Source organism: Cerasicoccus maritimus (genome assembly GCA_031296935.1).
GTDB lineage: Bacteria > Verrucomicrobiota > Verrucomicrobiia > Opitutales > Cerasicoccaceae > Cerasicoccus > Cerasicoccus maritimus.
Map to the genome: position 1 here is coordinate 1 of JAVDPD010000047.1, position 21,972 is coordinate 21,972.

Consider the following 21,972-nt stretch of genomic DNA (forward strand, 5'->3'; position numbering starts at 1 on the left):
GGGGCGCTTACTGAAGGCGACAGGAATATCGTTATTGCCCGGAATTCTAATTTCCCTACTGGGGTTGATAGTGAAAAGCTGAATATAGGTAACACGATATATGGGGATTTATCGGCAAAGACGATTGGGATTGGGACAACGACGCCCAGCCAGAAGTTGCACGTCGCTGGGCATACCCAAGTGGATGGCTCGCTGATTTTAACAACGAGCACAGGACTTGTGCAGGCGGGTGCGATTCGTTGGGATGGAACTGATTTTGAGGGATACGATGGCTCGGCGTGGGTGTCTTTGACGGAGGCAAGTGGTGTCCTCACAGAAACTGATCCGGTTTTTACGGGCAGCGCTGCTTTTGGGGTAGCTGCTAGCGACATTGCGAACTGGGACGCCGCCTTCGGCTGGGGCAATCACGCAAGCGCAGGTTATTTAACGGCTGAAACTGATCCGGTTTTTACGGGCAGCGCTGCTTTTGGGGTAGCTGCTAGCGACATTACGAACTGGGACGCCGCCTTCGGTTGGGGCGATCACGCAAGCGCAGGCTACCTGATTCAGGAGGTAGATGGCAGCACAACGAACGAGCTGGTTACAGGTTTTTCCTTGGATGGAAATGACAGCCTTACGCTGACTGATGCAGGTGGAACTAAATCCGTAGACCTATCTCATTTGGCGAATGAGCCCGCCACTAAGCTGGTTTCGAGTGATGATACTGCCGTGGATGCTATTGTTTCCACTGGGGCAGTAACGCCCGATACCATTATCTATGGTAAAGTGACTCTGAATGAAGTGCAGGGAGATATCCCGACGATTACTTACTAGTAGCCATTTATTTCTTCAGTAAATCACTTTCTTAAGAATGCCATGAAGATCATTCCCATACTTCTATTTTCATCACTGTCTGTAGGGATGTTAAGCGCTCAAACTGCTCCTGACTGGTGGGAGGATACGGCTTATCAAGTGACTAATGGAAATACGCGAGCAGATTCAGCCATTGCCACTATTGGTCAGGCAAAGCATGTAGTTAAACAGGCGTATCTGTATTTGGAAACGGAGTTGGGGGAATATGGTGTTGGGAGTGAATTGAATTCACTCTATGCTCAGTTTTGCGTATCCGCTCCTAGTAATCCTGACAGCGACAAATATGTGCTGACGATTGGTCAGCTTAAATATCTAGCTAAACCATTCTATGACCGCTTAAATGCCGCAGATGTCTCTTACGATACGGCTTCCATGAATCCAGAAGACGGCATTTATCCTTGGAGTGATGCTCAGACCGATGACAACGATTTGGCCCCGGCCACAATCGGTCAGTTAAAATACTGCTTTAGCTTTGATTTGAGTACTTGGGCCTTGTCATCTTGGGATGCGTATCGTGGCCACTTGGTGTCGCTTTTCGAGAATGACGGCTATGATGGCATCGAAGATATTTTGGCTGAAGGTGACTTTGATGGTGATGGTGTTTCCAATTACGACGAATTTATTAATGGAACGCATTCAGACGTTTTTTTTGCCAATGCCACACCGGAAATCCAGCTGTCAGCGAATACTGATTTTATTATGAGAAAGGAGATGCTGCTCTCCGAGCCATTGAATCTTCTTTTGACCGATTCTGGGCAGCCGATGGTCAATAAGCCGGTAAAGATTGAAGTGATTAGCGGGGAGGGCTATGTTTATACAGGCAGCTATGCCGGGGCTGGGCTTACATCTGCTGTTTTGTGGACTGACGGTATAGGAAATGCATATTTTGATTTTCAGAGCGGTTCTAGTGATGCTGTCACAGAAATACGAATAAGCATTGCTGAAGATAATCTGTATGAGTCAGATTCTTATGTAATTCGAATTTTGAATTCGTCACCAACGACGGCAATTGCAGGTGGCGATTCAGGAATGTTTTCTAGCTCTGTATCGGTACCCTATCGCTCAGGACGGAATGAATTCGGGCAGGCTGCAATCAGCGCTTCAGCGAGCGTGGACACTCCGACTCAGCCAGTTGCGCCAAATGATGTGAGCTTGGTGTTTTATTCTTTAGGGAATCGGCATGCGGTCGGGATGTCGAACACAGGGGTGCTCCAGGCTTGGGGCGCAAATGATCTTGGACAGCTTGGTAACTCTAGTGCGCTAAGCGGTTCGGGTGGTGCGCTTGTTGTTGTTCCGTGGAGTGGGCAATCAGTCGTGCAAATTAGTTCGGGCCAAGACCATAATCTGGTATTGCTCGATGATGGAACTGTGTGGGCTTGGGGATTGAATTCACGTGGTCAAGCAGGCGTTGATCCCTTACTTAGTACTATCGTGTGGGAGCCGCAGCAAGTAAATTTGCCAGTGGCAATTTCGCAGGTGGTTGCTGGAGCAAATCACAATTTGGCGCTTGGCACAGATGGTCGTATTTTTGCGTGGGGTGATAATCGTTATGGTCAGTTAGGCACGACTACCAATGCTTCAACTACTTATATGCCTTTAGAGGTTTCGCTGCCAAATAGCATATTGGCGGTGTCTGTGTCGGCGGGGCGTAATCATTCAGTTGCCTGTTTGGAGGGTGGTTCGCTTGCGTCCTGGGGCGCCAATAAATCAGGTCAGTTAGGATTGGTTGGCGACATGGTGGAGATACAGCCAGCTGTAATTTCTGGTATAAGCCAAGTAGTCGATGTCGCTTGTGGTGATTTTTTTACGGCTGCTATTGTTGAGTCTGGGGAAGTTTATGCGTGGGGTGCAAATTGGGATCAGCAGTTAGGAGAACTCTCGCAGACTGGAAATAGTCATGCCCCTGGTTTGATTAATACTAACGGAGTGGATGCCCTCTCATTGTCATTGGGGCGTGATCATGGCTATTTTGTTGGATCCGATGGCAATGTATATGGCTGGGGAAGCGATCGTTATGGGCAGGCTGGGACGGATGATTTAACGCCGATATTGCTGACGCTTAACACCCCCTAGGTTGTGGGATATTGGATTGCTATTCACTTTATGAATTTGGAAATGACTATCAGAACAATTTGCTCTTCCGCGAGATGCCTACTACTGAGCTTGTTTGTATCGCTCTTGGTAGGGGGGGCTCATGCGCAAGAAACGACATGTGCTGTCGTTAAGATGGAGATTGCCCAGGAAATTACATTGGAGCGGCAAGCGTTTGAGGGTAAAATGGTTATAAGTAATGGCCTACCTGAGGCAATGACTGAACTGCTTGTGACTCTGGTGTTCCTCGATGAGAATGACCAGCCAGTAAGTGTCATTTCAAGCAATCCAGATGGTACTCAGCTAGATGAGGATGTTCGCTTTTTTCATCGAATTTTATCTTATGAGGGAACCCCTAGCGTTTCTGGCCAGTTATATACGCTAGAGCCGCTTGCGAGTGATGTAGAGTCGGAAATTATTTTTCAGATAATTCCATCTCCGGAGGCGGCTGGAGTAGGAGCATTAGGGGTTGAATATAAAATTGGGGCTTTGATTACCTATTCGACGGCAACCCGCACTGATGAGACAATCAACGTTGCTCCAGATTTTATCACGGTTAAGCCTATGCCGACGCTTGGGTTAGACTATTTTTTGCCTTATCGTGTATATGGTGATGAGCCAACCACACTAACTACAATTGAGCCATTAGTTCCCTTTACGCTGGGGCTTCGGGTTCGTAACATCGGAGCTGGCAATGCTTACAATTTAAGCATTAACAGTGGCGAACCTGCAATTACTGAAAATTTGGATGGCTTGGCTATTGAATTTGATATCCTTGGGTCAGAGGTTCGAGGTGTTGATCAAGCGGGGAGTCTGTTAGCCGATTTTGGTCAAGTGCAGTCGAATACTGCTGCCGTCGCACGCTGGATAATGACGAGTTCATTGAGTGGGGAGTTTACGATGCTGAATGTGACGGTATCTCATGATGATGAGCTTGGGGGCGAAGTCACATCACTGATTGAAAATGAGAATGTTTATGTTTATACGCTTATCCATGACGTGCTGCTGGATGACGTTGATAGTGACAATGTTAATGATTTTCTGGCCACCGGTGGGCAGTTGGGTGAGCCAGATGGAGTTACGCGAGAAGAAGTGAATGACGATACCGCGCTATATGTTTATGATTCTAGTAGTTTGGATAGTGAATCTGTGGCTTATCTCAATGACGGGACGAACAACCCATCCAATGATGAATTTGAATTTACGAATGATACGCTAACTTTGTTTGGAGGCTCTAGCTATCCTGAAGCTGGTCATGTTTATGTGAAAACTATTGATCCATATTTGGGCTCTAAGCGAATTAAACGTATCATAAGAGATGATGGTAAGGTGATTCCTGAACAGAATTTCTGGCTAAGTTCGACTAGAGATGTAGATAATGGTTTTCAGGCAGTACATGAATTGCACCTTTTTGATTCTGGTCTCCCAGTTGGAGGCGCCAGTTATCAAATTGCATTTATCGAGCCTAATGATGGCAATGCGATGCCGATTTGGAATGAGCTTGGAACGGTGATTGTTGAGGCTGGCGAAACAGCGCAGTTTTCTCTTTCTGCCAAAGATCCAGACGGTGATGCTCTGATTATCTCTCATGGGCTCTTAGCTTATGGTATGGCATTTAGCTTTGATGGGGGACCTGATGCTGATGGTTACTATACTGCATCGATCAGTTGGACGCCGAGCGCCAGTCAGGTGAGAAGTGATCCGTATGAAATTGAATTGTTGGCGAGTGATGGCTCTCTTTCGGCTAGTCAAGAGCTGAGATTGGTGGTTGTTGACGGATCGAAAAGCTTGGCTGAATCATGGATGGATTTGTATGGAATTATTGATTTCATAGATGACGCTGATGACGATGGCATAAGCAATCTCTTGGAGTATGCTTTTGGTGCGAATCCCAATTCCATGTCGCTTAATGGGATGCCAGTTGTTAGTCTCGTTGAGGATGGAGGCAAATATCTAGCTTTGACTTTTAATAAACGTGGAGTTGGTTCTGGCTTAACCTATGCCCTGATTGCATCCGATGATGTAACTCTGGATCGCGCTAGTTGGCCCGAGGTGGTACACGTAGAAACGCTGATGGATGCAAGTGAAGCCCCGGTTGGCTTTATTAGGCCTAGATGGAGAGAGTCGCAACAAGAAGTTTCGAGTGTGTCACGGCGCTTTGTTGCGCTTAAGGTAACATACACGGATCAAAGCCAAGTCGTGACTGATTATACTCCTATTCTCGGTGTGCAGTTAATACCGGTACACGGGCAGACCGATAATTATATTTCGTTGCCTCTACAGCGTCCCGGGATACGGGTCATGAAAACCGCTGAAGTGGTAAAATATTCTGCCAATAGTGGGATATTTAATGGCGTTCGTGTAGAGAATGCTAGCTTATCTGCGAATGAACTGGCCTCTGAGTCGGTAGAAGGTCCGTTATATGTCGAAATGATATCAGGCCCTTCTGCTGGTTGCTACTGGCCGATCATATCCAATTCAACTAATAAGGTTTTTGTGCAGCTCGCGGATGGCGAAGATCTAAGCTCAATGTTGAGCGTAGGTGATGCGTTTATTATTCGACCGGAATATCAGTTGTCTGAAGTATTGGCATCCGTTGTTAATCCGGTTCTGTCCTCGAAGCTCGATATGCCCATGCTGCAAGGCGATGCCGTAGAACTATACAGTTTAGAGTGGTCGCAGATTGATTCAGATCCTCTACTTACCATACAACAACCTTCCGATGCACTTTACACATGGTTGGCTAAAGAGGATTCTACCCCAGTGGATCGAAGCGCCACTGCTTTAAAGTGGGGTGCTCCGTTTGTTCTGCGTAGAGAGCAGAATACAGATGATGTTATTTACCTCTTGGGTGCGCTGCCAACCGCTGATTGGCGGCTTGTTGTACCGGGGTCGGTCGAAGGCGTGAGTGAGATGCTCATCGGCTTTGGCGGGTATAGTTCTGTGACTCTTGATTCCTCGGCATTGGCTTTAAGTGGTTCGGAGGGGATGATTCAGCAGTCTGTATCTGAGTTTCAGGCTACCGATGAATTGTTGATCTACGATCCATCAAGGAAAGGGTATACTCTACCTCCTGAAAAGCACTTCATCTTTAACGGCACAAATTGGCTGCAAGGAGCTACTGGGACTGACGTAGGTGAATATGTATTAGAGCCAGGATCGGCTTTCCGAGTGCGCCGACGCGGTGCTGCTTCATCGAGTGTTTGGACACCGACATTTAACTAATGCATCTACTTATGTTGCGAAATAAATTGCACGTTTTTTTTGGCATATTCTCCATGTTGTTGATCCCGATGGTGTTACGTTCTGTTGTTCTTGTAGAAGCAAAAGGCTTCGATGCGGCTGAGCTGTACATTAGCAATCCAGTGTCTATCAGTATTAAAAATGGAGGAGACGGAGTTGTGGTGCTGGAGGCTGTAACCCCTGATTGTAACTGCCTCGCGTTCAATGAAGCTAATGGCGTAATAGAGCCCGGTGAAGCCCTTACGGTCGCAGGTGTGTTATTTGGGCGGGAATTAGGACCCTTTAATCGAATACTTTCGATAAAGAGCCTATCCGAAAATGGTGATGCCAGCACAACTGATTTTGTTATCGAGGGGAGTGTTATTAGGGCGAAATCAGATGTTTTTATTTCGGCCGTGGATCTTCTGAGTCGTAAAAGCGAATACGAGATTTGGGATGTTCGGCCTGCTGACGATTACATGAGATTTCATTTGCCTGGTTCGAAGATTGTGAACATTGCAAAAAACGCTCCAAATTCACCGGGCAGGCCAGTCGTTCTCGTTACAGCCGGTTACCCAACGATTCGTCAGCTTCATTATGCACGAGGCGTTAAAGGTCGGAATCTATATTTTATTGATGGTGGCATTGGGGCTTGGGCAGCATCGGGAGGGGCCCTCAAGGGGATTGCTCCGAAGGATGTATCTGTTCTTATGGCCTCAGCTGATTCCGTTGTTGATCTATCGAAGGCTGAGCCGAAGTTATGGCTCGCTGATGTTGATCCTTTGTCATTGGGAATGGCACAACACTTTGAGCTTGAGGTGTGGGATGGCGACTTTGTGAATGTTAATCCAGATGGCATTCGTCCGCAATATATACTCGCAAAAGATCGTCGATCTGCACTTGAGCTTGCATATCAGAATTTAGAGGTAGGAATACCAATTCCAGTCATTTCAGGTGGTGCTCCTGCTTTTATTTCAGCACTGAGCCAACGTGAATTCCTTGAATATGCCATGCAGCATGCTGGAACGGAGCGTGTTACAACTGCTCCAAATGGAAACATACAAACAATTTCATCTCGAAGAAAACTTCCAGGGTGTAGCACTTGCCCTAACTAGTCGGAATTTATAAATGATTAGAATTGCCAAAATACTTTTTGTTTACTTGTCGCTTATAGCGCTAAATGTTTCAAACGCGGCGATCATAAATACGTTATACAATGGAACTATAGATTATGGAAATAGGCATACAGGCTATAAGATTGAGGTCCGGCATAATACTGAGGCACAAACGCCTAATATGGAGGTGAGCTTTATTGTATATCGACCTACTTATTCGTCTTCTTTTGAAAATATCGAGTTTTTCTATCCGGACGATGTGTATCGGGTAGAACTATATCCATCAAGTCGCACTCCAATAGTATCAATAAGCACCTTTAATTACTCAGAAGGGGCAAAATTTAAAGTGCATGGATATCACGGGTCTCAGGGTTCTGAAACTAATTATTTGGATTATAACCCACTGTCGGATGGGAATACAATGCCTGAAATAGGAGCGATATCAGATCAGGTGATTCTTGAAGGAGATACAGCCTCTCTCTCTGTTATTGCTAGTGATGCTGACCTTGGTCAGTCTATTAGCTATGAACTGATAGATGCTCCTGATTGGGTTACATTACATTCTTCTGATCCACAGAATGTATTCATCAGTTATAGCCCAACAAGTGTAGAAGCTCCTGGCTTATATTCTATTTTAGTGCGCGTGTTGGATGATGGTACGCCAAGGCGTTTTGTTGAGAAGAAATTCGATATACGTGTGCTGAAAAATATTAGTTTTGATGACTCTATTTTAGAAGCGCAAATTCGAAGTCTATTAGGCCTGAACGGTACAGCTGTTATTACAGATCAGGATATGGAGAGTCTTGTCGGTGAGCTTGATCTTAGTCCTTTTGACATCGTCGACCTGTCAGGCTTGGAGTACGCCATTAACTTATCAGGGCTAAACATAACAGGAGGTCAGTTAAGCTCCGATCCCGCATCTGGCAATGCGGAAGTGATTACTAGCCTCGAAGCGGCTGGAGTAGTCGTCAATGTATCGAACCAACCGCCCTTCGTAGCGATAGGTGAAGACCTATTAGTGGATGCGACTACTAGCTCCATTTCGCTTACCCCGATAACGGCAGACGATGGTCTTCCAGTGGCGGCAGCCTGGACATGGGCCTATGAGCCGCTAACTTTGTCTGGGCAGTTCAGCAATGCGAGTGGACCAGCTACGGATTTCACGAATTTTGAGCCTGGAGCATACACTTTGACTTTAACAGCAGATGATGGTGTGTATGCCGTTTCTGACACAATGCAGTTGTTGGTGCGCCCTGAGCCCGCCACGCCCTCAGTTCTTCCATCTGGAATTCAAGAGCCTTTGGGGGTTTCACTTAGCTCTCCTTCAGCATGCGACATCTATTATTATATAGATTCAAGCCTCGCGGGCGTTACGCCCTTGGCCGAGGAGTTTACCTTGTATGATGGTTCTAGTCTGCTGAACATCAACGAGTCTGTTGATCTCTATCTCTATACTTCAGGCTCATATCTGGATGATGCCGATGTGGTTATCACAGGCCCATACGAATACCGAATTGGCATAGGGGCAGGATCTGGATCAGGGCTTATTGGCTGGTACTATGATTATCCCAATTCCATAACCACCGGGCCTGAGCTCATGGCTGGAGCGCCCATTGGATACAGCCATCCGATGTCTGGTTTGTCGGCCGAAAATACGGACAGCGACAATTATGGGGTTGTTTGGACGGGTGAACTTGAAGCTCAATTCAGCGAAGTTTATACATTCACTATTACGTCGAATGCAGGTTCTCGGCTGTGCGTCGGTGATTCGTTGATCGTCGATACCTGGGAAGACAATATTGTTGAAAACCAAAGTGGTGACATTTCATTGGTGGCCGGACAACGATACCCCATACGGGTAGAATATTATTACAATGGCACTGGTGGTGCATCGTTTAGCTTACAATGGGGTAGCAAGTCTCAAGCGCTTGAGGTTATCCCGGATACTCAGTTGCACTCACTGCAGCCGCAAATCAATGGAACTCTTTCAGGGCCTGCTCTTTTTCTTAACGGAGTTGTGGTTAACTCCACGGAAGCTGAATTATACGCAACTGGGGGGATGAGCGTAAATCCTACCGATGAGATTTCGCTGTCGCTGCCTACTAGTGCAACATCAATACGCTACACTATTGATGGAAGCATGCCTAACGCTGCATCGCCGCTATATGTCACTCCTCTTAGTTTTGATGAGGATGTTACGCTGACTGCGCGTGCATTTGCTGATACCTTTAAGGCCAGCGGTCCGACCATTGCTTACTTAAAAGTAAATAACGATGGGCCCACGCTCTCTGATCTTGAGTGGGAAGGCTCTGACCTTGGGGAAGCCGCTCCATCAATCGCTGAAACCGGTAATTTCAGTATATCTGCTATCGATGAGACCGGGGTGGAGCGCGTTGAATTCTACATTTCTGATGCTTCAGAATCCTACACCGATTTGCTGGGAGTGGACTACAGTGGCGAAAATGCTATTTATACACAACGATTCAATCCGTTGGACTATCCCGATGGAGTTGGTTACCTTATAAAAGTGCTTGCCTATGATCGGCTTGGTCTTGATTCCGCGGAGACCATAGCAACATTCAACGTGGATTTATCAGCTCCTGAAGCGCCTTTGATTTCAGGTAATGCTCCAGTGAATGTCAACAATAGCCAATACACTCTGAGCGGTACTGCGGGTGCGCGTGCTGACTATGTTAACATATCCGTAGTCTTTAATAATAACACGTCAGACAGTACGGCGGATGATGTCACTACTGACTATAATAATGTTCCAGTGAACGATGGTAGTTGGTCGCGTTTACTTCAATTTACGCAAGATGGAGACTATGCTGTTTCTGTTGTCGCCTATAATCGTAGCGATGAGGCTAGCTCTGCTGTATCAATCCTGATCAAACGTGATGCATCGATTCCTCCAGCGCCTATTGGGGTATCTATTGTCGGAGGAATTGGAGGGACACCAAAGATAAGCTGGCGTCAGCCTGCTTATGCCGGTCAGATCAGTCATTACGATGTTTACCGTCGTGTTGCAGGATCAGGAGCCGATTTCAGCCTTATCTATCCTGACTCGATTACTTCGTTGAGCTACAAGGATACTAGTGTTGAATCAGGAGTTACGTATGAATACTGCGTTGAGGCGATTAATAGCCTAGGCACACGTAGCGATAAGTCACAGGTTGTTTCGATACAAGTCGATTCCGATGCTCCGAACCTCTTGAGTTCGGCTGCTGGCGGTGGGCTTGTTTACTCTTACTTGGCGGACGAAGATGGAGGTGAGAGCATTTCTAGCGGTTTACCTGTGTTTGGTAGTGGAAACCTTACTGTAACGCTGACTCTTGATGAGCCTCTGGCGACAACACCAATCTTCTATTTTAAGCCAACTATTGGAACTCCAATTCGTGTTCAATTAGTTGAGTCGTCGCTCAATACATATACAGGGAGTATTGTATTGGATGACTCTAGTCCCAATGCAGAGTTCACTCCAAGTCTGACAGTTCGGGATAACTCAGGTAACGAGCAAACCCTGACTCTGGATGGCGCAAGCACCGTAGATGGTCGATTAGTTTGGGATACGCGCGGGGCATACATCGATTCGGTTTCTTATCCTGTTCTGATGCAGCAAGCGTTCTTACCTGATGTAGGGGAAGATTTCATTGATGTGACTTTTGAAGTAAACTTGGATAAGTCAGTCTCAGGTTTGGATGTGGCGAATTTTTGGCTACTGGATGAGTCCTCAAATTCAGTTAGCTCGAACGTGGTTACATCTCAGAATGATAGTAGTGCTTATGATGTGAGTTTTCGCATTCAGTTAAATGATTTAGGCGAAGATGGCGTTGAGACTTTTGTTCTTAGTGCGAGTATTCCGAATCAGTTTGGCGCTGTGGCTACCTCGTCTTTGGATCAAGGTTTCACGGTCTATACGGAGGCGAATCACCCGATCGGCCTGGAGGCAGAGTCGCTTCCCAATGGTGAAGTGCTGCTTTCCTGGCAGCCAGTCAGTCAAGCGAATGGCTATTACATTTGGGCTAAGCTAGATGATGGAATTGCGGATTTCGACAATCCGCTCAATGCCGTAGCGCTAAGCCAGGATACGACTAGCTACGCAGTGAGCGCTGGTACGCTTGTTGATGGCGATTACCTATTCGTAGTTACTGGAGCGGTTGATGCGGCATCGACAAGCGATACTATCAGTTGCCCTGAAGTCGCAGCAACAGTGGATAGTGTGCCACCGTCGGCTCCTATCTTTGATCCGCTTATTGCTGTAGATACCGGCCTGTTCGCATCAGAAGGTGGAATCCTCGCAAAATGGCAGCCTGGTTCTGTAGACACGGCTAGCTATGAATTAATTCGAGCGGATGGTGTAGGGTTAGTTGATGGCAGTTTCACTGCTTCAACCACAGACTTGGAATATGTAGATACAATGCCGAGTTCTGCACATAGCCATTATGCGGTTAAGGCATACGATGCTGTAGGCAATGCGTCGACTTTGTCGTCTTATCAGCAGTTGGATTTAGCTGAATCGCTACCCGTCCAAAACATTGTCGCGACGATTGGTTCAAATGGAGAATTTGACTGCACTTGGAGTCATGTGGCGCAAGATCAGAACACAACTTACTTAGTGGAGTTAGTCGACCCAGCTAGTGGAGACCTAGTCTATTCGAAGGTACTGTCGACACCATCTATTCACTATGAGTCGATGCTGGATGCTGGCTTGAGCATGACCATCACCCCCGTGTTTTCGGCGTCCCAAGGTACTTCAAAGACGGTGGAGTTGCCAAACTTGGCTATCACGCGATCTGGCGAGGAGCCAATATACATTGGCCTCATGAATGGCCTTGGCATTCGTATTCAGAATCAGGGGCAGATCGACGCATCAGGTGGCTTGCTGAGCGGTAGTTTTGATCAGCTTGCACAGGATGTGTTCAGCTTCGAATACGCTGCAGGATTTCTTGCTGGCGATGACGGTAACCTTGTTCTTCCCGTCGCTGGTCTGCCAGTGTTTGATCCAGGTCAGGAGTCCATGACTGTCAAATGGTCAATGGGACCATCTGTAGGGGTAAGCGTCGAATACCATGCGGAGATCACTGTTGATTTACTCATGGGAGCGATGCCACTTGAGGTATATGCCACGAATCTAACGCGTGGGACTACTGGCGAGATCGGATTTAAACTGACGAACACTTCCAGTACGCCTATCGAATTGATCACAGCTAATGGTGATCCAGCTGAAATTGCGTTGAGTGTGTTGGATCTCGAGGGTGGGCTAATCGACACTGTCGAGTATTTCCAGACTACAGGTAGCGCTAATTATCAGGCGGGTGACTATCGCATTCAGCTCATTCAGCCAGGAGAAACATTCGTTTCGGATGCCGTTGAAGTATTAGTGCCCGATACCGTAGATGAGGCGCTCTATGTTCAAGCCGAGCTATCTCAGGTGCACTATGGTTTGCGGGAAGGACATCCGATTGATCTTCCTTTGGATCTTTTAGTGAGAAAGAAGGTCTCGACTCAGGCTTTAGGCTATTCTGTCGAGCTTCTTACCGTGGATGCCGAAACCGTAGACCCAAATGCTGTTGCATCAATTTTGGCTACGGTTCCGAAGGGGACTACTTTCGTTGTGACCGGGCAAGCTTTCTTGGATGACTCATTTGGCGCATCTGCGCCAGCAGGCAATGTTCCTGTAGCCATAAAGATTCAGAAAGGTGGCGTTGAGCAGATTATTGCTACGACGACAGATTCTGACGGACAGTTTTCTTACACGTTTAACTCTAACGAATATGCTGCCGGCACCTATCAGATTGCTGTATCGCACCCAGATTATGAGTTGTTTGATGCGGCTGGCTCATTTGTCATTCAAAGCGCATATCTGGGCTATTCAGAGTTGGAGGTGAAAGCTCCCGTCGATTATACAAAGATCATTAAGGTGCCTGTATTAATCGCAGGTGGCGCTGAACTCTATAATTTGAGCCTGCAGTCTAGCTTTACTAGTGAGGGCGGCGTGGATGTTCCTGGCGATAATCTTACGGTTACGATCACACCTGCCAGCATTGATAACGTCAGCGCCAATACCGAGTTTACCATTGAAATCACTGGGTTAGCCACCGAATCAGATCGTATCGCGAGTGATTTCCAGTTGGTGAGTACTGAAACGACTGATGTGGGAAGCGATACAATTGTCTGGGATACGATGGACTTCACCTATGCATTTTCGGTGAATCGACCAGTGCTTGCTGCTTACGAGGATGGTTCGCTAATTAGCACTTTGCAGTTAGGAGTCTATCATGGAGAATCGGCATCGGTTGATTTCACGCTGAAGAACGCAGGCTTTGTCAGTGCGAACGATTTAACGCTTTCGATTCTGAAATATGACGATCCCGGCAACAGCGAAGATACGATTGAGGCTCCTAATTGGTTGCGCTTTCTGGCTTCTGCAAAAATAGATCAGTTGCCGGGGCAAGATGAGGTGCGGGTCGTGGTTTCGGCTGATGCCCGTGAAATTCGTGAAGCCGAGATCGGCTTCCATAATGATTATTTCATCCGTGTTTCCGGTTCCAATATCGACAATTTTGACCTGGACTTATCTTTGTTTGTTGGCGATCCGGCGTCTGCGCAAGAAGTTACGGTAGATTTCCATATCATTAATCCCTATTATTTCCCTTCTGGTTCTGACTACACTCCAGATTCATCTTGGGCACAATGGGTGGATGGAGTTGGAGATGCGCGTATTACGGTTACTGCAGATGATCCCAACACGGCTCAGGCTGATTGGTTTATTGTCACTAGTCAGACAAAGGTTACGGATTCAAGCGAAGTGGCAGAAAATCATGGGCGTGCTCAGTTTGATCTAACGCCTGGGCGGTATCGGGTCACGGTTTCTGCCACTGGGCATAGCACCTATAATGGTCTCATTTTTGTCAAACCGGGGCATTCGCATTTCGAGCAAATAGCCCTGAATTACAGTCCGGTATCGGTTTCCTGGAGTGTGACGCCCACCACCATTCAGGACCGCTATGATGTAGTGGTTGAAACCCAATTTGAGACCCAGGTTCCCATGCCGGTTATCGTCATGGAGCCTGCCTACATCAACATACCCAATACTTGCGCGGGCGAAGTTTACAACGGCGAACTGCGGGTCACGAACTATGGTTTAATTCGGGCCTTCGATTTCGATTTAGACTTCTTCGAGTCAGACGCCTACTATCGCTTTGAATTACTCAGCGATGTTCCCGATACACTTGAGGCAGGCGAATCGGTGAGAATACCGTACCGCATAACCTGTTTGCAGAATATACCTGGAACGTCCTGCGCGACAGGCACGGATCCACAAGCTTGGCTCGATGGCGCAAATGACCTGCTTCCTGAGCAACTCGTAGCAGGGCCCGCCGGATTCCTCGGCGCTCCTGTTTCCAATTACGCAATGGTGGCATTGGCGGCTTCTGGCGCTAGCTCAAGCGGTTATTCGCAGAGTGCGCGTGGGTGTGCAAAATTTTATTGCCCTTGGAATCCTAGTATTACTTGGGAAGTTTGTGGTGGCTTGGGATGTGGCGTTACCGTGGGTAATCTGAGCCAAAGCGGCCATAACCCATTTCCTCCCATGGGGGATGGTCCTGTTGACAAGGGAGGCACTGGAACCAATGGAGGCGGGTCATCTCCACGCTACAGTAACGCAGGCAGCGGCAGCGGTGGTGGCTCATCATCCCCTAAGTGTAAGCCTCCGGTGCCATGTGAGAGCGATCCCTGCTGTGGCGCTGGTAACGGTGGTGGCGGTGGTGGCGCCAATCCGGATGGGAAGGCATCGGAAAATCCTTGTTTTCCTCGGGACCGAAATTCAGCAGGAGCTAGCTGGGTCGATTTGGTCAATGGTGAATACCGTGACCAGGTTGAAGATTTACGGATTATTGTGCCCGGTGGCTATGTCAGTTTCTCGCGCACTTTCAATGGGCGCTACTGGGAGGTGATTCCCAAGTCGGATTGCTCTGTTGAACATGGTGAATATCTCTCGGGGAATGTATCTGATCTTCGTGTTACTGCAGAGTCCTTGATGAGGCCTTATACCAATGTCACCTATCTGGGGTATACCTGGAGTTCAAGAGCCTATGACTTAGATAAAAGCTACAGCTTTAGTAAGGTCTTTAAGCAACACGTAACTTCTGTAAATTCAGATACTCATGCCTATCGGTTCTTGAATAAGGAAACACGACAATGGCGAGAATACGATATAGATACAGGTCGTTTGCATGCGTTTGGCTATGAGAATACTACGGTAGCTGTATACGAGTATGCGGATGAGGATTATCCAACGCAGCCAACCGGGGTTTATGATAACGCTCGGGTATATGAAGATGGCGAGCTCGTCTCTGAAGGGAATTTAGTACTCAGCATACACTACAACGAAGCCAGGTTAGTCGATTACATACAAGATGAACTCAGTGGCCGTAAGGTCGATTATTCATATGAGGATGATGATGCGACTACTCGGACTTATGAAATAAGCAATCGACTTGTTGCAGTTACCTATTTTGAAGGAACGCCTTCTGAGTTACATGAGTCTTTTTCCTACGACACTCTACACCTAATCGGAAAGACTACTATCACTGGTGGTAGCTATGTCATGGAATACGATGATGACGGCCGCATTATTAGCCTACTGGATGAAACTGGTGTAGGTAAATACTACGACTATCATTTTGAGCAGAATGATACTACAGGTGCTGCGACCGTTATGTATAGTGCTGGTAGTGCTTTGTCTGAGGGCAATGTTGGTCTTGGAGTCGTCGATGGGAGGTCAACCTACCTTGCTATTGGTGGAAAAGGAACGCACTACGCATCTGAAACGACGACTGAAGGCGTCACGACAGAATTTTTCTATGATGCCTATGGTAGTCTATTTGAAAAACGCATCAATGGGGAGCGCGTTCTTTACCGACAAGTTGATGATAGTGGCGTACTTTCTGAGACAATCGGTCAGTACGAAACGACCAAGTCTGTTTATAATGATTTCGGCAAAGTGGTGGAAGAACAACTCCCAGGCGGTGGTGTTCGCTACTACAAGTGGAATCCGACCATTAACCTCTTGGAGGAGTTCACGGATGCGGTCGGCACGATTTACCAGTTCGGCCACGACGAGCGGGGCAACCTGACGTGGCGCACCGATGCCGTTGGCACGAGCCTCGAACGTAGCTGGACTTACGATTATACGAACCCATTCACCGGTTTGATCGACGATTACAACCGTACCTTTGTGCGCACAGATCCACGAGGCGTCCAGACTGCCTACGAGTATAAGGGCGACACCGTGCTCAAGACGCGTGAATACAATCCCCTCGATCCGCAGTATCAAACAAGCTACACCTACGACTCTGCCAGCCGCCCGACTTCGGTTACGGATGCCCTTGGTCGGACCACCTATTTCGGTTTCGATGAGAAGGATCGCTTGATTTGGATGGTGAATGCGCAGGGCTACGCCATGTTGAACACCTACGAAGGAGGTGTTCTGCGTGAAATGGCCTCAGGTATTCCCGGTGCAAATGTCGCTGCTTACTTTAACTCCGTCACTGGGTGGGATGCCGGTGTCATCGGCTACCTGCAGGCTTTGGATCAATCTTCGGCACGTATCGAAGTCTACGAATACGATCCGATGGGCCGCCGCACGGAAACCTACCGTGTCGATGGTAGTGAGACGGAAGTACTCTACGAAAAGTTTACTTACAATGAAGGCGGCAAGGTTGCGTCTGTGACCAATGGCTTGGGCCAGACCATAAGTTACGGCTATGATGAGTTCGGTTATCGCTCGGTCGAAGCCGTTCCTTACCAAACGGATGCGAACGGTGGTGTGGTCACGGCCGACAGCGTCATGGAATACAATGCGCTGGGGCGTCGGGTGGCCAAAGTCGATCCATTGTCAGTTGAAACTTTGATGGGCTATGATTTACGTGGTCGCCTGCAAAGTGTGGTTGAGGCTGCTGGCCTTCCGGAGGAGCGCGAGCGCACCTTCACCTACGACGCGGAGAGCCGCTTAACTTCGATTACCGTAACGGACGGAGTCGATACCTATACCACTCATTTCGAGTATGATGCTCTTGGTCGGAGGACCCGGATTTATGGAGATCTGGAGCATGAGCGTCAGTTCTTCTACGATGGTAATGACAATCTGGTTAAGATCATCGATGGGCGTGGCTACGAGACCGTCTACTCCTATGACGACTACAACCGCCTGACGAGCATCGCCGTGGATGGCGTCACCACAGCTGTCCTGACCTACGACCGGGTTGGCAACATCACTTCCTTGCGCGATGGCAATGGCAATACCCGCTATTTCGCTTACGATTCGCTGAATCGTCGAACACATGAGTCGGTTCCGCAGGCGACGGGTTATATCTTGGGTTCAAACTGGCAGAACAACCCCGCCAATGTCATGCGTAGCTACCAGTACAATGCCTGGGGCGACATTGTTCGCATTGAAGACCTTGGCGGAGGTCTGGCTACGATGACGTTCGACCGTCTGGGCCGCATGGTTGCCGAGACCAATCCAGACGGGCTGGCGTTGACGCATACCTACGATGCTGCCGATAACTTGGTCAAAACCACCTGGCCGATCGTATCCACTTCGGGCAATACTCAGCGCACGACGCAGCAATACATCCGTAGCGAGGCCAACGCAGGCTTAGTGATGCAGATGGTTTCGCGCAGTGGCGCTGTGACGGCCTATCAGTATGATGCCCGCTTCATGCCGCTGGCGCAGACGATCCAGCAGGGCGCCACGCTCTACATGGCTTACGATAACTTGGGCCGTCTGTCGAAGGAGTGGAACGATGTCGACAATCCAGGTGTGGGCATCGGTGGTTCGCCGACTTATGCCACCGAGTATGATTACAACGTCCTCGATCTCGTTGCGCAATTGACCTATCCGGATAACGGCGTCAACGGACTGACCAGGGTCGAGCACCGCGCCTACGACCAGTTTGGCCAGCTCACCCGCATCAATGTTGATGAAGCAGGCGTGATCGCAGGGCAGGGCAATTACCCGATTGAGCTGGGCTATGATGAGGTCGGCAACATGACGAGCCTCAAGACCTACTACGGAGCTAGCCCGTCGAGTACCGCCGAGACCAAGTGGTATTACAACGCGCGCAATCTCGTCACGGATAAGCTTTACGCCGGTGAAACATTGGCTGGAAATCATTACCAGTATGCCTACGACCAGTCGGGCAACCTCACACAGCGTATCGATGCCAAGGGCATCCAAACCGATTATTCCTACAACGCGTTCAACCGCTTAACGTTTATTGATTACCCGGATGTCCTGCCTGTTGGAGTTGCGGATACGCCGGACGTGGCCTTCAGCTACGACCAGATGGGCCGCCCGTTATCGGTCAACAACGGCCTTTATCAAAACACGTGGGCCTACAACGCCGCAGGGCGGGTGGAGAACGCCACGCAGAAGATGTGGTCGTCTGGTAACTCGGTTTACGAGAACTTGGCCTCTATCGACTACCTCTTCGACTCCGAAGGGAATCGCGTGCTGATGGAAGTTGCTTGCGCAACGAGCCCCAGTGCGCCGTGGACCACAGTGTACAATTACGATGCGGCCGGTCGCTTGGAGGTCTTGCTCGACAGCGCGGTCGATGCGTCGAGCCCGTTCCAGTATGCCTACGATCGCCAGACCACCCAGCCAGGCGCAATCAGCTTCCCCAACGCCTTTGCTGGTGTTGCGGATAGCTCTTCGCGGATCATGGTTTACGATAATCTCGGGCGAATGAACTCGATCAGCCATTATGGCACGGGGGGCAGCGCCTCCAGCCCGGCGACTTCCCATAGCTACACCTACGATGTTGCGGGGCTGCGTGATACAGAAACGCTATCCGATAGCTCGGTACGCAGCTTCAGCTACGATGAATACCGGCAATTGGCGACCGCGGATAATCCCACCCACACTCTGTATGATTACGATTACAGCTACGACCCGATTGGCAACCGCTTGTCCGCAGAGGTGGATGGCGTGGCGACTAGCTACGCGCCAAACGCGCTCAACCAATATACCAGTATTGGCGGAGCCAGCCCGGACTATGACGCCAATGGCAACATGACGGACCGCGATGGAAATGGGACTGCGGATTACGTCTGGGATGCGGAGAATCGCCTCGTCGAGATCCAATACGCCAATGCGGGCGATTACACCAAGTTTGAATACGATGGCCTGAGCCGCCGTAACCGCCGCATCGAATACGTCGGCGGAGTGATCGATGATGTGGTGTGCTACATCTACGACGGTCTCCTGCCTATTCAGGAGCAGGACAACGCGGGCAACGTGATCCGCCAACTGACGCGTGGTCTGGACTTGTCGGACACCTTGGACGCTGCTGGTGGGACCGGTGGCTTACTCGCACTTTCCATGCCGAATGCCGCAGGCTCCGGTGGTTGGGAGAGCCATTACTATGAGTATGATGGTAATGGCAATGTGGTCGGCCTCATCGCGGGAGAAACCATCTCTGGCAGCTTTACCGAGGATGAATCTGTCGCGAGCTATTCCTATTCGCCCTTTGGCGAATTGTTTAGTGAAGTTTCGATCATTGATCAGCCCTATCGCTTCTCTTCGCAGGAGACTCATGAGCTGAGCGGTTTGGTGCTGTATCTTTGGCGAGCATATGATCCAAGCCAAGGGCGTTGGTTGAGCCGCGATCCATTGGAGGAAGATGGTGGTTATAATCTATATGTTATAGTGCTAAATGATCCAATAATTCACATTGATGAGTATGGTTTATTTTTAGGCAATGTTAAACAAGCGTTAAAAATTCCGTATGTTAGAGATGTAGTTGTGGGTACTGTAGTTGGTGCTGTAGTTGGAGGTGTTTCAGCTGGACTTGCTGCAAAATGGTGTGGTTCAGATTCGAAATGGGAGGCAGTGCTCGCTGGTGCTGTCGGTGGTGCCTTTGCTGGCCTTATTACTACTGCCATTCCAGATAAAGTTACAGAGAATAGTTTCTGGGCGTCTTTGGCAGTGGAAGGAACTGCAAGTCTAATTGGAACTGCAATATCTACAACTCTTTATGATAAATTGACAGGTAATCAGCCTAGTGCTAATGTAAAAACTGTAAGGGTTTTAGCAGTGTTTGTTGGAGCTGTTGGTGCTGCTTCATTAAATGGTTCTGATGTCGCCGACTCCATGCTTTTGGGGCTAGTTACTGGCACTGCAGCGGGCTTAGCTGAATGTGGCACAGATAAACTAGATGACTTAATCGACAGAGCAGGGAAGAGAGGAAGCGAATTATCGAATTAATATGGTAATACGATCAAGTAGAAGGCTATTTTTAAACTGGTACTTATTACTGTTTATGGTAGTGGGTTTATTTCCACTATTGGTGATTTATGCTTTGATTGAAAATAGCTTTGATTTTTGTGTCTGGATCTTTTCGTCAATATTACTGTTGTCAGTAATGTATAATGTCTACGCCAAGTTGAATCCTGATGCCTCTTGCTACTGGGTTATAAACGAAAATATTATACGCATCCATGTTAAGGGCAATGTGAATGTTATTTCGATGAAAAATGTTAAAATAATGAGGCCTTCAGCATATCCTTTTTACGAATCCACAGTAATAGACAAAGAGAGTAATGAAACAGTGGCGACTTTATCATTTATAGAACGCAGTGATAGGAATCTCATTGAGGGTATCACGAAGGTAGCAAAGGAAGAAGGGGGTATGGCACAGAGACATCGGTAACAGTTAACACAAGGACATCGGTAACACTTTACTGGCGCGATGCCATGGAAAGAAACCGATGCAATGACCGAGAAAGAACGCTTTGTAACGCTCGCCCATACGGGTCGATTTCGAATAATTGATTTGTGTCGTGATTTCGGGATCAGTCGCAAGACAGGGCATAAATATCTTCAACGCTATGAAGCCGAAGGGCGTGCAGGGTTGGCGGATCGAAGCCGTCGTCCGAAGAACAGCCCGAGTGTGACCGACGCGGAGGTGGAGAAGCTGATTTTGCAGGAGCGTCGAAAGCATCCGACCTGGGGTGCCAAGAAGATTCATGATCTGCTGCAAAAGATCCACGGCATCGACAATCGCCCGCATATCAACACGATCAATAATGTTTTGAACCGTCATGGGCTAACGAAGAAGCGTAAGCGTCGAGCTGGCTTGCACCGGGTTCATCCCGAGTATTTGACAGAGGCGACGCGGCCGAACGAGGTCTGGACTTTTGACTTCAAGGGCTGGTTTGCTCTGGGCAATGGCGTGCGGTGTGAACCGCTGACGGTTTGCGATCGCTACAGCCGCTATGTGATCGGCTGCAAGGGGCAGTTGAACCAGCAATTTGTCACGACGCTCAGAAGCTGTAAGACCCTGATGCGTTATTACGGTTTGCCGGAAGTAATTCGCGTAGACAACGGTACTCCTTTTGGGGCAGCGGCCTGGGAGGGCTATCACAGCTGAGTGTTTGGTGGATTGAGCAGGGAGTGCGTGTTGAGTTTATCCGTCCTGCCTCGCCCCAGGAAAACGGGTCGCACGAGCGTATGCACCGAGACCTGAAGGCCGAGGTTGCCAAGCGACCAGCGCCGAATATTCAGGCTCAACAGAAACGCTTTGATCGCTGGCGGGAGGAGTATAACCGTAAGCGTCCGGTGATCGTCCCTCTTTCTGTATTGGCTTGAACCTGTTAGAGTGTGCGGATGGATGTGGAGATCGTG

The 21,972-nt window shown here is 48.5% G+C and carries 6 protein-coding genes and 1 pseudogene; all 7 read left to right on the plus strand.

Features of this window, described 5'->3' with window-relative positions:
• Nucleotides 1-813, plus strand: a pseudogene (locus RBB62_RS19445) (hypothetical protein); the annotation flags it as partial.
• A gap of 42 nt (nt 814-855) precedes the next feature.
• Complete coding sequence (locus tag RBB62_RS19450; protein ID WP_309400925.1) at nt 856-2,925, plus strand: RCC1 domain-containing protein; 2,070 nt, start codon at nt 856-858, stop codon at nt 2,923-2,925.
• Nucleotides 2,926-3,078: 153 nt separating this feature from the next.
• Nucleotides 3,079-6,168: a hypothetical protein gene (locus RBB62_RS19455; protein ID WP_309400926.1), complete on the plus strand. Its 3,090-nt coding sequence runs from the start codon at nt 3,079-3,081 to the stop codon at nt 6,166-6,168.
• Nucleotides 6,169-6,179: 11 nt separating this feature from the next.
• Nucleotides 6,180-7,280 (plus strand): rhodanese-like domain-containing protein, encoded by a 1,101-nt coding sequence (locus RBB62_RS19460; RefSeq protein WP_309400927.1) that lies wholly within the window; start codon nt 6,180-6,182, stop codon nt 7,278-7,280.
• A gap of 421 nt (nt 7,281-7,701) precedes the next feature.
• Nucleotides 7,702-20,553 carry an RHS repeat-associated core domain-containing protein gene (locus RBB62_RS19465; RefSeq protein ID WP_309400928.1) on the plus strand — a complete coding sequence of 4,284 codons (12,852 nt, stop codon included), beginning with the start codon at nt 7,702-7,704 and terminating at the stop codon, nt 20,551-20,553.
• 484 nt (nt 20,554-21,037) lie between these two features.
• Complete coding sequence (locus RBB62_RS19470) at nt 21,038-21,718, plus strand: helix-turn-helix domain-containing protein (protein ID WP_309400929.1); 681 nt, start codon at nt 21,038-21,040, stop codon at nt 21,716-21,718.
• Nucleotides 21,719-21,741: 23 nt separating this feature from the next.
• Nucleotides 21,742-21,936, plus strand: a complete 195-nt coding sequence (locus RBB62_RS20365) for an integrase core domain-containing protein (RefSeq protein WP_425499905.1) — start codon at nt 21,742-21,744, stop codon at nt 21,934-21,936.
• Nucleotides 21,937-21,972: the final 36 nt, after the last annotated feature.

What these genes read in the sequence shown, in the direction of transcription:
- RBB62_RS19450 (WP_309400925.1), top strand. Translation starts at nt 856, where the DNA reads ATGAAGATCATTCCCATACTTCTATTTTCATCACTGTCTGTAGGGATG.
- RBB62_RS19455 (WP_309400926.1), top strand. Translation starts at nt 3,079, where the DNA reads ATGGAGATTGCCCAGGAAATTACATTGGAGCGGCAAGCGTTTGAGGGT.
- RBB62_RS19460 (WP_309400927.1), top strand. Translation starts at nt 6,180, where the DNA reads ATGTTGCGAAATAAATTGCACGTTTTTTTTGGCATATTCTCCATGTTG.
- RBB62_RS19465 (WP_309400928.1), top strand. Translation starts at nt 7,702, where the DNA reads ATGCCTGAAATAGGAGCGATATCAGATCAGGTGATTCTTGAAGGAGAT.
- RBB62_RS19470 (WP_309400929.1), top strand. Translation starts at nt 21,038, where the DNA reads ATGCCATGGAAAGAAACCGATGCAATGACCGAGAAAGAACGCTTTGTA.